This is a genomic window from Edaphobacter paludis, assembly GCF_039993895.1.
Taxonomy (GTDB): Bacteria; Acidobacteriota; Terriglobia; order Terriglobales; family Acidobacteriaceae; genus Edaphobacter; species Edaphobacter paludis.
On the sequence record NZ_CP121194.1, the window covers coordinates 837,502 to 850,298 of the forward strand.

At 58.2% G+C, this 12,797-nt stretch carries 12 protein-coding genes; 6 read left to right on the forward strand and 6 right to left on the reverse strand.

The window, feature by feature from the left end; translation table 11 throughout:
• Nucleotides 1-78 precede the first annotated feature (78 nt).
• A complete protein-coding gene (locus P4G45_RS03245; RefSeq protein ID WP_348268249.1) occupies nt 79-741 on the reverse strand; it encodes a DUF6629 family protein in 663 nt (220 codons plus the stop codon).
• A gap of 199 nt (nt 742-940) precedes the next feature.
• Here P4G45_RS03245 and P4G45_RS03250 point away from each other — a divergent pair, with 199 nt between their 5' ends.
• The 6 genes from P4G45_RS03250 (at nt 941) to P4G45_RS03275 (ending at nt 8,481) form a co-directional block, all read left to right on the forward strand.
• The gene (locus P4G45_RS03250) at nt 941-3,082 is read left to right on the forward strand and encodes a patatin-like phospholipase family protein (RefSeq protein WP_348268250.1); all 2,142 of its coding nucleotides are present in this window, start codon (nt 941-943) and stop codon (nt 3,080-3,082) included.
• A gap of 24 nt (nt 3,083-3,106) precedes the next feature.
• Nucleotides 3,107-4,099 (forward strand): threonine/serine dehydratase, encoded by a 993-nt coding sequence (locus tag P4G45_RS03255; protein ID WP_348268251.1) that lies wholly within the window; start codon nt 3,107-3,109, stop codon nt 4,097-4,099.
• Between the two features lie 111 nt (nt 4,100-4,210).
• Nucleotides 4,211-5,905: a GGDEF domain-containing protein gene (locus P4G45_RS03260; RefSeq protein WP_348268252.1), complete on the forward strand. Its 1,695-nt coding sequence runs from the start codon at nt 4,211-4,213 to the stop codon at nt 5,903-5,905.
• 66 nt (nt 5,906-5,971) lie between these two features.
• Nucleotides 5,972-7,006, forward strand: coding sequence for an SH3 domain-containing protein (locus P4G45_RS03265; protein WP_348268253.1), 1,035 nt, complete (start codon nt 5,972-5,974; stop codon nt 7,004-7,006).
• Between the two features lie 57 nt (nt 7,007-7,063).
• A complete protein-coding gene (locus P4G45_RS03270) occupies nt 7,064-7,546 on the forward strand; it encodes a GNAT family N-acetyltransferase (protein ID WP_348268254.1) in 483 nt (160 codons plus the stop codon).
• 44 nt (nt 7,547-7,590) lie between these two features.
• Complete coding sequence (locus tag P4G45_RS03275; protein WP_348268255.1) at nt 7,591-8,481, forward strand: undecaprenyl-diphosphate phosphatase; 891 nt, start codon at nt 7,591-7,593, stop codon at nt 8,479-8,481.
• A 72-nt stretch (nt 8,482-8,553) separates the two neighbouring features.
• Here P4G45_RS03275 and P4G45_RS03280 read toward each other — a convergent pair whose 3' ends face one another.
• The 5 genes from P4G45_RS03280 to dapB are packed head-to-tail and all read right to left on the reverse strand — an operon-like array spanning nt 8,554 to nt 12,796.
• Nucleotides 8,554-8,910, reverse strand: a complete 357-nt coding sequence (locus P4G45_RS03280; RefSeq protein ID WP_348268256.1) for a DoxX family protein — start codon at nt 8,908-8,910, stop codon at nt 8,554-8,556.
• A gap of 40 nt (nt 8,911-8,950) precedes the next feature.
• The gene (locus P4G45_RS03285; RefSeq protein ID WP_348268257.1) at nt 8,951-9,802 is read right to left on the reverse strand and encodes a 2,3,4,5-tetrahydropyridine-2,6-dicarboxylate N-succinyltransferase; all 852 of its coding nucleotides are present in this window, start codon (nt 9,800-9,802) and stop codon (nt 8,951-8,953) included.
• A 41-nt stretch (nt 9,803-9,843) separates the two neighbouring features.
• Entirely contained in the window at nt 9,844-10,764 is a 921-nt protein-coding gene (dapA, locus tag P4G45_RS03290) for a 4-hydroxy-tetrahydrodipicolinate synthase (protein WP_348268258.1), read from the reverse strand.
• A 55-nt stretch (nt 10,765-10,819) separates the two neighbouring features.
• Nucleotides 10,820-12,085, reverse strand: coding sequence for an aminopeptidase (locus P4G45_RS03295; protein ID WP_348268259.1), 1,266 nt, complete (start codon nt 12,083-12,085; stop codon nt 10,820-10,822).
• A gap of 24 nt (nt 12,086-12,109) precedes the next feature.
• Complete coding sequence (dapB, locus tag P4G45_RS03300; protein WP_348268260.1) at nt 12,110-12,796, reverse strand: 4-hydroxy-tetrahydrodipicolinate reductase; 687 nt, start codon at nt 12,794-12,796, stop codon at nt 12,110-12,112.
• Nucleotide 12,797 lies beyond the last annotated feature (1 nt).

The following is a 12,797-nucleotide window of genomic DNA, read 5'->3' on the forward strand; positions in this document are numbered from 1 at the left end:
CATTTGCCAGAAGATAGAAAAGGCACCCCTTTGCGGGTGCCTTTTGTTTGTGAGATGACGCAAGAGAGATTGCAGAATTCAGGTTGCGCTGGGATATATAACGGGAGCCATATAGTGCCGGCGGCGGAAGTGGAAGTAGATCAGAACGCTTATGACCGCCGCGTAGGCGCACCATATCGAAGTAAACGCATAGCGCATGACGCTCATCACCACGACCAGCCCGATGATGTTGGCAATGCCCAGCGCGATGAGATAGCGGAATCCTGAAAGAAGCAGCGCACCGCAGGTTGCGATGACGTAGAGAACTGCCACGGTAGTCGTGGTGGTCGCACGGTTGAAGTAGACGATACTATGTCCATGCGCGGAGACCTCCAGTGGGTATGCGGTCAGCCCCCACAGGAGGTACAGCATCAGGCCACCGCCCAGCAGCACGAACCACAACATACGTTGCTGCTTGCGTTTGGTCGGCTCGATGAGATACACGCTCAGTGGCAGTAGGAACGGCAGCAATCCCTGGGCGTAGAGCACAAAAGCTGCTCCGGCATCATGGGCGACATAGGCCGGCAGAATGCCATCCAACCCCAGCCAGACGAATCCCTCGATGAACTGGTGTATAGCGAACAGCAAAGGCATGGCTGCAAACATGAACGCGCGGCGGTGTTTCACCTCTGCGATCGTGGCGACACCAATGGTACCCAGAACGGCGCTGCCGGCGAAGTTCGCCGTGGCTGAAAAACACATGGTCCCATCCTTTGGATACAGATCGAATCATACGTCAACCGGCAGAGTGGGCAGGCGATCTACCCTCAAGATCATTCATTTGGCTTGCCGTTACTGGTAGATTTATCTGCAGATGATCTCCTTTCCGCGTTGCGCTATTTGCCGGCGAATTCTTCTTGGTGTTGGTGGCGTGATCTTGGTGCTGGGGCTTCGGGTAGTGATGGCGCAAAAGCCGAAAATTGTGCCTCCAAAACGGCCTACGATCGGACTGGTGCTCGAAGGCGGCGGCGCGCTGGGCTTCGCCCACATCGGAGCAATCGAGTGGCTGGAGGCACATCACATCCCGGTGGACTACGTGGCCGGTACGAGTATGGGTGGCCTGGTAGGCGGTCTTTATGCGGCAGGCAATAGTCCGGAAGACATCAAGGCCTTCGTTGGCCGCATTCATTGGCCCGGTGTGTTGAGCGGCCAGGTTCCATTCCAGGCACTGGGCTACCGCAGAAAAGAAGACAAGCTGGCGTATCCGAATCGGCTGGACTTTGGGTTGAGACATGGAATCAGCGTGCCCAGAGGGTTGAACTCAGGAGCTGCGGTAGGCCTGCTCTTCGACCGGACGTTGATGCCCTACTACGATTTGAAGAATTTTGACGATCTACCCATCCCCTTCCGCTGCGTCGCGACCGAACTTACGACGGGCAGCAAGCACGTCTTCGAGAATGGTTCGCTCGCGCAGGCGATGCGGGCGACGATGTCGATTCCCGGAATGTTCGCGCCGGTGCAGCATGGCGACGAAATCTACTCCGACGGCGCCGCGGTAGACAATCTGCCCGTGGATGTGGCGCGGGCTATGGGCGCGGATATCATCATCGCCGTGTATCTGGACACGGGCCCGGTAAACCCGGAGAGCCTGAGTTCTCCGTTGGCGGTCGCAGGCAGGAATGTGTCGATTATGGTGGCGGCGAATGAGCAGGCCAGCATGAACAACGCGACTGTCCTGATCAAGGCGGACGTCAGCAGGTTCGGCGCAACCGACTTCGACAAGAGTGAGGAGATCATTCCGCAAGGCAGCAAAGCTGCGGAGGCCAATGCCAGCGCATTGGAGAGATATGCCCTCGACGATGCGGACTGGAAAGCATATGTCGCTGAGAAAGATGCGCGGCGGCGAACGCATCTGCCGGTGCCGCAGTTCGTGGATGTGTATGGGCTGAAGGGCGCGGAACGCTCTGAAGTCGCCGCTTCGTTCAAGCAGTTTGTCGGTAAACCCGTCGATACAGCGGCTATCGAAAAGAGCATCGCTGATCTTGAAGGCACGGGAACGTTCTCGATCATCAACTACAACCTGGTGGATGAAAATGGTAAGCCAGGCCTGCTGATCCGGCCGCGAATCAAGGACTATGCGCCGCCGTTTCTTAATTTGGGGCTGACTCTTTTATCCAACAACTCGAATGACATTCAACTCGGTTTTGGCGCGCGGGCCACGTTTCTGAATCTTGTCGGACCCGGTTCGGAGCTTCGAGTGGATGGCATGGTCGGCCAGGTTGCGGGTTTCGACGCAGAGCTTTACAAGCCGCTGAAGCTACAATCGCGATGGTTCATCGCTCCGCACGGGTATATGACGCAGTCGGAGACGGGATACTATTCCGGCAGCGACCAGCTGGCACAGTTCAGGCAGTCGAAGAATGGCGTGGGTGCGGACGTGGCCTACCAGTTCAACGCGAGAGCAGAGCTGCGTGTCGGGGAGGACTATCAGTGGTTTGGTGAGCACCGCACCATTGGTTCATCGGTGGGGCAGGAGTTCAATCTGACTCCATTGGTCACCTCGGTACGGTTTCAGTACCTCGGACAGGATGAGGTTATGTTGCCGACGAAGGGCTCCGAGCTGCATTCGAACTTCAGCTATTACACTCAGCGGCCCAATGCGATGAATGGCCTCTCCCAGTTCAATGGAACAGTGGAACACTTTATCCCAGCCGGGAAGCGCGGCATCGTATTTGGCACTGCTAGCGGAGGCACGAGTTTTGGCGCCTCGAACCTCGGCCTCGCTGGATTTTCGCTAGGCGGCCCACTGCGCCTCACGGCATACAGCCGCGGAGAACTGCTGGGCGACGATTACTTTCTCGGGCAGGCGGGCTATCTGATCCGGCTGTCACACCTGAACCCTATCTTCGGCGATGCCATCTATGCGGGCGGATTCTATGAGCTCGGCAAGATCTTCGGCGGCAATTCGGGCACGCCCTCGGTACCGAACGATGGAACTGCAATTGTTGTGATGAAGACGTTGGTAGGCCCACTCTACGGCGGAGGCAGCATCGGGGGTAGCGGTCACTACAAGTGGTACTTCGGGTTGGGACGCATTTTTTGAGGAATCGAACTTGAGGAATTGAAGATGAGTGAGTTGGTCACACTGGAAGAGATACGCGCGGCACAGCAGCGGCTTGCCGGGGTAGCGGTGCGGACTCCGTTGTATCGGGTGGCGCGCGCCCGTCTCAGAATGAAAAAGATTGCCGAGCCAGAGTTCGACATCTATATCAAAGCCGAGAGCGAGCAGCCGATTGGCAGTTTCAAGCTGCGCGGCGCTTACAACATGATGGCACAGCTATCGTCCGAGGCCCTGCGGCGCGGCGTGATTACCTACTCCAGTGGCAACCACGCTCAGGGCGTCGCCTATGCCGCGCGTGCGCTGGGGGCGAAGGCCGTGATTGTGATGCCGGACAACACTCCTGAGATTAAAAAGGCTGCGACCCTGGCCTTGGGAGCCGAGATTGTGATCGTAGGACCAGCGTCCTCGGAGCGGCAGGCCAAGGCCGAGGAACTCGCCGCGCAATTCGGCTATACCGTGATTCCCCCTTACGACGATGCGGCGATCATTGCTGGACAAGCCACCTGCGCGTTGGAGATTCTGGAGCAGTTGCCGAGTGTCGATCTGATCCTCGCGCCCGTAAGCGGTGGCGGCCTGTTAGCTGGAAGTAGCGCAGCGGTGAAGTTGAGCGCACCGAGAATACAGGTCTGGGGAGCAGAGCCGGAACTGGCAGCCGACGCGAAGGAGAGCTTCGAGACGAAGCGACTGGTGAAGTGGCCCGCGGAGAAGACCACCCGCACGATCGGTGACGGGCTGCGCACGCAGAGCCTCGGTGCGCTTAATTTCGAGCATGTCATGGCGTACGTAGACGGCATCGTGGCCGTCAGTGAAGACGAAATTCTGTCCGCGATGAGTGTTATGCTGACCGCGACTAAGCTGGTTCCGGAGCCCAGCGGCGCGGTGGCTTTTGCCGCTGCTTTGTATCATGCTCACGAAATGCCCAAGGTCCGAAAAATAGCAGTCATCCTGAGCGGCGGAAATCTGGAGCCACAGTTGCGGCAGACGCTGGAGCAGCGTTAGAAGATACGTCAGCCCAAGTGGAACTACCACTTTCGTATCAGCGTAACCGGAAAAGATTCACGGTACGCTAAGTGAACGTCACGTGGCAGATGCGTGTCATGGATATTCAAATTGGCTGATCTTTCCACCTCTCGACATGCTCCACTCAAGCCCAGCAAAGTCATCCCTCTGCTGGTCATCTCTGCTATTGGTGCGCTTATATTCACGGTAGGCGGTGGCCTGATTGTCTACTCGAACACGCGGCACCTGATTGAAATCCGCAACTGGCTGGATCACTCCCAAACCGTTATCAACAACCTCCAGCTGGAATCGCAGCGTCTTGACCGGCTCAGCTCCAGCATGCAGCTTTACCAGGCAACGGGAGACATAAATAATCTTCGTGCCGCCGGGGGATCGGTTGCCGCACTGCGGAGCGGCGTGTTCACCTTGCAAAACCTGTTGCAGGACAATACATCCCAGGAACGTCACGTAGACGAACTGGACACCTCAGTGGAGGCGCTGACCCGCGCCATGGAGAGTGCCCGTCAATCGAAGACCGTTCCCGATCAGCAGATCCAGTCCTGTCGCAACGTAATCAGCCTGATCCAGGAGGAAGAGCGAGGCCTCCTTACGCTGCGTTCCAACGAGTCGCAGGCCAGCGGTGTCAGAAGCTTGCTCGTTGGAGCCGGTTATCTCGGGCTATCGCTGATTGTGCTGATTGTGCTCTTTGCATTTCTCATTCGCGATGCTCTCCGTCGCAAGACTTTTGAGAAGCAACTGTCTCTCGCAAATGATCGTCTGGAGGCGACCATCGAAGCGCTCGAACGCCGGGGAACGGAGGCGTCGCATCTGAAAGCAACGCGCGATGAACTGCACTTGTGCGTTACCGCGGCGGAAGCACAAGCATGCAGCGTTCGCCACCTTCAGACGCTCGTTCCCGGCAGTAGCGGCGCAACACTGATGATCAACAATTCACGTAGCATGTTGGAGATCGCCGCCACATGGAACGACCCCTCCTCGCTCGCAGAAGGATTTGCCCCCGACGCCTGTTGCGGTCTGCGGGCGGGCCATCTCCGCTGGCGCTCTCCGGGCCACTCGTCCATCAATTGCAGCCACTTCATCGGCAACCCGCCGGAAAATTATGTTTGCATCCCTCTGGCCGCGCATGGCGAGACGCTCGGATTTGTCTACCTCACGTTTCCCACACAAGAGATCGCGGACCTCGCCCGAAGTCGCATTCTCCAAATCAACGAGATGGTTGAACTGGCAGCGATGACGATTGCCGCTCTGAATCTGCGGACGAAGCTTGAAAACCAATCCATTCGCGACGGACTCACCCATCTCTTCAATCGGCATTTCATGGCCATCGCCCTTGAGCGCGAGGTGCATCGTGCTCTCCGCAGCACAAGCCCTCTGGCCGTCCTCATGCTGGACGTTGATCATTTCAAGGCATTCAACGACGCCTTCGGACACGAGGCCGGAGACGCCGTGCTGCGTGAGGTGGCTGATTGTTTCCGCCAGTCAGTCCGCAGCGAAGATGTCGTCTGCCGCTACGGCGGAGAGGAGTTCATCATCATCCTCCCCGAGACAGACGAAGAGACAGCCGTTCAGCGCGCAGAGGTAATTCGCCAAGCCGTCAGCAGGCTGCGTGTGCAGTTCAAGGGGCAGACCCTGCGGCAGATTTCGTTGTCTATCGGGATCGCGATGTATCCATCGCCAGCTCGCGATTCTACCGATCTCGTCCGCGTGGCCGATCGCGCCTTGTATGACGCCAAACACGCTGGCCGCGACCGGGTCCACGTGGCTCACGAAGCAGTGACCGTTTAAGCCACGAGCCGCTATGATGGCGTACGGGCTCTCCCGAACGATTAATGGAGCGTCTAATAATCGCCTATGCTCTCTCTTTGTCTTCAGCGAAACTTTCAGCAGCGTCTGGTGGTGGTTGTCTCGGTAGTATTGCTGCTGACCGGGATGGCCTCAGGTCAAAAGTCGAAGGACAAGTCAGGATACGACCGCTCCGCACGCGCCACCGTCGTGCATGAGGCGAACGTCTATGTCACCGCCGACGCGGACGCGCAGAAGGTTTCGGTGGTCACTCCCGGCCACGAAGTAGTGGTGGTCCAACGCAGCGGCCCGTGGATTCAGGTCTTCGCGAACACCGACATCGAGGACACCAGCGACGAGAACAAGCCCGAGTTCACCGACGATAGCAACACAGTCACTCCCGCCTCGGGATGGATTCGAGACAAGGGTGTCATCAGTCCGGCGACTCCTGGCGGCGACGCCATTCTCTACGGGGCCGCGGCGAATTTCGAGGATGAAGCATCTCAGCCGCATGCTCCCAAGGGAGCGGCCATGGCGGCCCATCTCCTATACGAGCGGGCCGCCGATTATTTTCCTCAGTCTCCCGTCGCGGCAGAGGCAGCATGGCGGTCGGCGGACATTCGCTGGCAGTTGGAGAAGGAAGACATCAGCACCCTCCCCAGCGCGAAGGAGCAGGAGGCCTATCTTCGTCCGCAGCTCTACGAAGGCGAGATGAAGAAGGTGATGAAGATGTATCCCGGCACGAAGTTTGCCGCTCTCGCAGCCTACGACCTGCTCGACAACAAACTCTGCGGCGACTGGCAGGGCCTGCCGAAGTGTCCGGAGATGGAGTCTGGTCTCTACGAGAAGTACGCGCAGAAGTTTCCCGATGGCCCCAAGTCTGCCGAGGCACTCTATAACGCGACGTACCGGCAGGGCGTTGCGGTAACCATGTACAACGTTCAGGACGACCGCAAGCGAGCGCAGGATGCGGCTCAGCGCACCGCAGCGTTGGCTCAGGAGCTCAAGGAGAAGTATCCGCAGTCGGACTTCGCCGCCCGTGCCGCCGCCATCGCCTACAAGGTGCAGCAGGGAATTCCCATCTTCGGAAATGATAGCGATTGAGCGGTTGCGAAAAGGCTGCCGCTCCATGACAGCTTGCTATACGAGCATTAAATTGCCATGAGCGAATCTTCGATTGCCCATTCCGATGCGTACTCTCTGATCGTGCGATTCATCTCACGCGAAGACGCGCAAGCGGTCGCCGAACTCAGCAGGCAATTAGGGTACGAAGTCTCGGTCGAAGCAATCTCCGAACATATCGTCCGATTGTCCTCGTGCACGGAGAGGCAGGTAGCTTTAGTCGCCTGTCGGGATACAAGTGGGGGCGAGGAGATCGTGGGCTGGGTCCAGGCATCAGTGATGCACGAGCTTCAATCGCCTTCCTATTGCCTCATTAGCGGCCTCGTCGTCAGCGAGGCGCAGCGCAGTCTGGGCATCGGCAAAAGACTCTGCGCCGAGGTTGAGGCGTGGAGCAGGAAACAAGGTGTCTCGACCATACGCGTCACCTCCCGCATCTCCCGCGAAGGCGCGCATCGATTCTATCTACGCGAAGGTTTCCAGCGGATTAAAACCTGGGCGGTATTTGAAAAGATGCTCTCGTAAGCGACTGCCTGCCGCACGACTAACCTGCCATTTAGGATAGTTCTATGCCATTCTTTCAAGTGATTGTTCTTGCCATCGTGCAGGGCCTCGCCGAGCTTCTGCCCGTCTCCAGCTCCGCCCACGTCGTTGTCGCGGAGAAGCTGTTGGGACTCGACCCCTCCTCGCCGCCGATGACGCTGCTGCTGGTCATGCTGCATACAGGCACTATGTTCGCCGTCATCGTTTATTTCTGGAGCCAGTGGAAGAAGACCTACTTTTCCAGCTCCGATGCGTTCAAGCGCTTCGCCATCCGCGCCATCTGGGCTTCTCTGCTGACGGCTGTCATCGGCTACCCCATTATCAAGATTATTGAGAAGACCGCCTTCGCCGGGGCATCGAAGGGTGAGATCGAATCGCTCTTTGGCCGGCTTGATCTGGTCGCTCCCGCGCTGGCTGCTGCCGGCATTCTGATCCTGATTGCGGGATTGATGGAAAAGCGACGCATGGGTGCCCAACAGCAGGTCTACGGCGATAGCGTCACCATGCGTCAGGCCGGCTGGATTGGCGCGGTCCAGGGCCTATGCCTGCCCTTTCGCGGATTCTCCCGCTCCGGCGCAACCATCTCGACCGGTATGCTGACCGGAGCAAGCAAGGACCGCGCAGAGCGCTTCAGCTTTGCCCTCGCCGTCATCCTCACCCCCGCGGCCATCGCCAAAGAGGCCTTGCGGCTGTTGAAGGCCACGCACGCGGCAGCGGCAAGCGGGACGCCCATCGACCTGCACAGCAGCCTGCTAATGAGCTTGCTGGGAATGGTCTTCGCTTTCCTCGCCGGACTGGTCGCCCTCAAGTGGCTCAGCAGTTGGCTCGAGCAAGGACGTTGGTACCTGTTCGGTATCTACTGCCTCATCGCGTCAGCGGTAGTGTTTTACCTTCACTATGGTCCCCGCCACCTCTAATAATCGTGGCTTGCGACAATCAGGATGCCCATGTCCTGATTCTGGGACATGGGTTTCAGCAGAAAAACCAACTTACCCTCGCGTATAGAGCCACGCCCAATAGACAAGCGGAATCTGAAGCGGGATTCTGAGCCACTGCACCCAGCTCTGTCCCGCCAGACCGGGCAGCGGCAGATGAGCTGTCGCCGTGTAGATGTTGGCAGGCAGCACGGCGATCAATAGCGCCATGAGCCCCCACGCGGCAAGGTGACGCGTGAAGGGAATGAGCAGCCCAACTCCACCCAGCATCTCCGCCACGCCACTGATGGCGACGAGCAATGACGGCGAAGGCAGATACGGCGGCATAATTCGAAGATAGGCCTGCGGGAGAATGAAGTGCAGGGCTCCGCTTAGCATGAAGAGCACGGCGAGGATGATTCTTCCGGTCATCCAGATTCAACCTCAAGCCGCATTTTCAAACCCTCGGCAATTAGCGCAGAATATCCTCTAAAACCAGAGACAATTCAGTCTTCTCATCGCGATATTTAACAATCACCGGAGCCGAGATGCTCAGTCCCCATTCCTGTCCTTTTCCTTTGTTTACCGCTCGGGACCCGGGGACAACGACTGCCCCTTCCGGAATAATCAACGGCATCTCGGCGGTCGCTTTATACACCTCGCCGCGCACAAGATCGTAAACCGGAGTGCCCCGCGTCAGCACCGTCCCAGCAGCTAAAACCGCGCGTTTGCGCACTACGGTCCCCTCATAGACCCCGGTATTTCCACCCACCAGCACGTCATCCTCGATAATGACCGGGCTTGCGTTCACCGGCTCCAACACTCCACCGATCTGCGCCGCCGCGCTGAGGTGCACCCTCTTGCCAATCTGCGCGCAACTCCCCACCAGCGCGTGAGAGTCCACCATCGTTCCCTCATCCACATAGGCTCCGACGTTTACATACGCCGGTGGCATGACCACGACCCCTTTAGAAACAAACGCTCCTGCCCTTACGCTCGATCCGCCCGGCACCACGCGCACCCCATCAGCCGCGGCAAACCGCCGCGCCGGATAGGTCGCCTTGTCCACAAAGGAAAGTCCTTCCGGCGAACCCATCTCCACCAGCGAACCGAGTCGGAACCCGAGCAGAATGCCCCGCTTGATCCATGCATTGACGCGCCATCCGAGAGACGAACCATCGGGCTCCGCCGCACGCAATGCACCCGCTTCCAGTCCACTCCGAAGTTCCAGAAACGCCGCCTCAGCCTCTTTGTTTCCTACCGCAGCCGTACCCTGCGCAAACCAATGCTCAACCCGCTCCTGCAACGTTCCGTCCAGACTCACTCTTCACCTTTTTCTTTCAAGTTACTCATCCAAACAATTTGCTAGAAAGTCCGCAGATCTTCGCCGGTCCCTGGAATCCCCACCAGCATTCCCAACTCGCCCACCATGCATTCCAGCCTCCGCCGCGTAGCCGCAGAAACCGGGACCATGGGCAGCCGCAAAACATCTTCGCATCGCCCAAGCATCGAAAGCACAGCCTTGACGGGCGCCGGGCTGGCCTCCCAGAAGTGTGCCTGCATCAACCTGAAAAACTGGCGATTGATCCTCCGCGCAGCCACCCAGTCGTTTTCCAGCGCCGCGTCCACCATCCGGGCCATCTGTCCCGGAATCACATTGGAGGCGACTGAGACCAGACCACTTCCTCCCAATGCCAGCACAGGCAAAGCGATCCCATCATCTCCAGCAAACACCTTGAAATTCCGGGGAGCCGTAGTCAATAACTCTGTAATTTGCGCCAGATTTCCGCTGGATTCCTTGATTCCAATCACGTTCGGCAATTCCGCCAGCCGCAGAACCGTCGCCGGCTCCAGGTTCGCGCCCGTTCTCCCCGGAATGTTGTAAAGCAGAACCGGCAGGTTCACAGCCTCCGCAACTGCCTTGAAGTGCTGATACTGCCCCTCCTGCCCCGGACGGTTGTAGTAAGGATTCGCCGTTAGAATTCCCGTAAGTCCATACACCTTCGCCAGCTTGCGTGCCCGCAACACCACTTCGTGCGTAGCATTGTGCGTACACCCTGCAAATACCGGGACCCGCTTTGCGGTGGCCGCAACGACAACCTCCACGACACGGAGCCACTCCGCCTCCGTCAGCGTCGAAGCCTCGCCCGTGGTTCCGCAGGGAACCAGAAAATCAATTCCGCTCTCGATCTGCCAGTTCACCAGCGCATGCAGCGCAGGCTCATCTACGCCGCCATCCTTGCGAAAAGGAGTGACCAGCGCCGTTCCACATCCCATCAGTTCCATAGTGGTTGCAGTTTACCTTGTCTTTTACCTTGCCTGCTGTTGTGCATGGGCTTCACTAAACCCATTCGCCCTTCCGCATCAATGGTTCAGCCGTTCCGTCAGCGGCCACACCGTCCACATCCATCGCGCCAGAGCCGATCATCCAGTCCACATGGATCAGGCTGGCATTCGCGCCGCGCCTAGCTAACTCTTCCTCGTCCATCTTTTCGCCGCCAATCAGGCACGTCGAATAGGCCTGTCCGAGCGCAATGTGGCTGGCTGCATTTTCATCGAAGAGCGTGTTCCAGAAGAGCACACCGCTCTGCGCAATCGGGGAGGAATGCGGCACCAGCGCCACTTCGCCCAGCCGCCGCGCGCCATCGTCCGTGCTGATCAGCCGGTTGAGTACATCCTCGCCAGCCGTCGCCGTCGCTTCAACAATCTTGCCGCCTTCAAACTTCACCGCGATATTTTCAATCAGCGTCCCCTGATGAGACAGCGGTTTCGATGCCCGAACCGTTCCATCCACCCGATCTTTATGCGGAGTCGTAAAGCACTCCTCGGTCGGAATATTGGGCTGGCAGTAAACTCCATTTCCGGCGGTCGTTCCCCCACCTGCCCAGAGATGATCGTCTGCCAGTCCCACAGTCAAATCCGTTCCCGGTCCCTTGAAGTGCAGCGCCGAAAACCGCTTCGCATTCAACAGATCGACGCGCTTCTTCAGCCGCTCTCCATGCTGCTGCCACTCCACGACTGGATCATCGGCATTCACACGCGAGGCAACAAAGATCGCTTCCCACAATTTGGCGATAGCAACATCTTCGGCATCCTCTGGAAACACTAGCTTCGCCCACTCCGGCGTTGCATAGGCAACGATCGTCCAATTGATCTCGTGCCGTGTGATCAATTCCATCGCGGGCTTGCCTGCCTTGGACGCCGCGACATTGGCGCGTGCGACCTTGGCCGGGTCCTGCTTTGCCAGCAGCGCAGGGTTAGCGCCTGCAATGGCGAGCCGCGCTGCTCCACTTCTAAAGCCCTCGGCAATTCCATCCTGTAGCCACTTTGGCGCGTAGTCGAAGCTCGCATCGGGAGCGTAGGCAAATCGAGCGAGCACGGAGGGATCGTCGCCATAAAATGTCGTGACAAGCAACGCGCCAGCTTTGTAAGCATGTTCGGTGATTCGCCGCACCAGCGGCAGCGCCTCCATCGGAGCGGACATAATGAGTTCCTGCCCTGCGCGCAGGCCCAGGCCAACCTTCACAGCGACTTCAGCCAACCGGTCCAGCTTTTCTTCAAACGCCAAATCCGCGAACTTCGCTGCTTCTACTTCCATTGTGCTCATGGCAAATCCCCGTTCAATGCAAACCTAAATCTGTGTGTAGATATGTTGAAAGTCGTAGCACCCTGTCCGCGAAGACAGCCACTCCGCCGCACGTACCGCGCCTTCAGCGAATCCACGCCGCGAGAACGACTCATGCGTCAGCGTTAGTTTGTCCGCCTCGCTCTGCGCTACAAGTACATGTGTGCCGGGCGCATCGCCTTCGCGCTTCGACTCAATGGGAACCCTTTGATATCCCGATGCCGTTTCGACCACCGTGGCCAAGGTAATCGCTGTTCCGCTGGGCGCATCCAGCTTGGTGACATGATGGGTCTCTTCAATGGAAAACTTGTAGCCAGCATTCTTCAGCGACTCGCCCATCTTTGCCGCCAACTGGAACATCACTTGCACGCCGATGGAAAAGTTCGTTCCGTACAGCAAACCGGCCTGCTTTCGTTCCGCCAAGGCTCTCATGTCCGGCAGCTTGTCATACCAGCCTGTTGTGCCAACCACCATCTTCGCGCCCGTCGCCAGGCACGCTCGCATGTTTTGGACGACCGCTTCCGGAGCGGTAAAGTCGATGACTACATCAAATCCCGCAACAAAGGGTGGAGTCAGGGCAGAGGCATGTGCATTTTCTTTGGCATCCAAGACATGAACCCCATGGCCACGCTCAGCCGCGATTGTCGCTACCAGCTTGCCCGTTTTGCCTTGTCCTAACACCAATATCCGCATG

What these genes read in the sequence shown, in the direction of transcription:
- P4G45_RS03245 (WP_348268249.1), bottom strand. Translation starts at nt 741, where the DNA reads ATGTGTTTTTCAGCCACGGCGAACTTCGCCGGCAGCGCCGTTCTGGGT.
- dapA (WP_348268258.1), bottom strand. Translation starts at nt 10,764, where the DNA reads ATGGAACTGATGGGATGTGGAACGGCGCTGGTCACTCCTTTTCGCAAG.
- P4G45_RS03280 (WP_348268256.1), bottom strand. Translation starts at nt 8,910, where the DNA reads ATGACCGGAAGAATCATCCTCGCCGTGCTCTTCATGCTAAGCGGAGCC.
- P4G45_RS03270 (WP_348268254.1), top strand. Translation starts at nt 7,064, where the DNA reads ATGAGCGAATCTTCGATTGCCCATTCCGATGCGTACTCTCTGATCGTG.
- P4G45_RS03265 (WP_348268253.1), top strand. Translation starts at nt 5,972, where the DNA reads ATGCTCTCTCTTTGTCTTCAGCGAAACTTTCAGCAGCGTCTGGTGGTG.
- P4G45_RS03255 (WP_348268251.1), top strand. Translation starts at nt 3,107, where the DNA reads ATGAGTGAGTTGGTCACACTGGAAGAGATACGCGCGGCACAGCAGCGG.
- dapB (WP_348268260.1), bottom strand. Translation starts at nt 12,796, where the DNA reads ATGCGGATATTGGTGTTAGGACAAGGCAAAACGGGCAAGCTGGTAGCG.
- P4G45_RS03250 (WP_348268250.1), top strand. Translation starts at nt 941, where the DNA reads ATGGCGCAAAAGCCGAAAATTGTGCCTCCAAAACGGCCTACGATCGGA.
- P4G45_RS03295 (WP_348268259.1), bottom strand. Translation starts at nt 12,085, where the DNA reads ATGAGCACAATGGAAGTAGAAGCAGCGAAGTTCGCGGATTTGGCGTTT.
- P4G45_RS03275 (WP_348268255.1), top strand. Translation starts at nt 7,591, where the DNA reads ATGCCATTCTTTCAAGTGATTGTTCTTGCCATCGTGCAGGGCCTCGCC.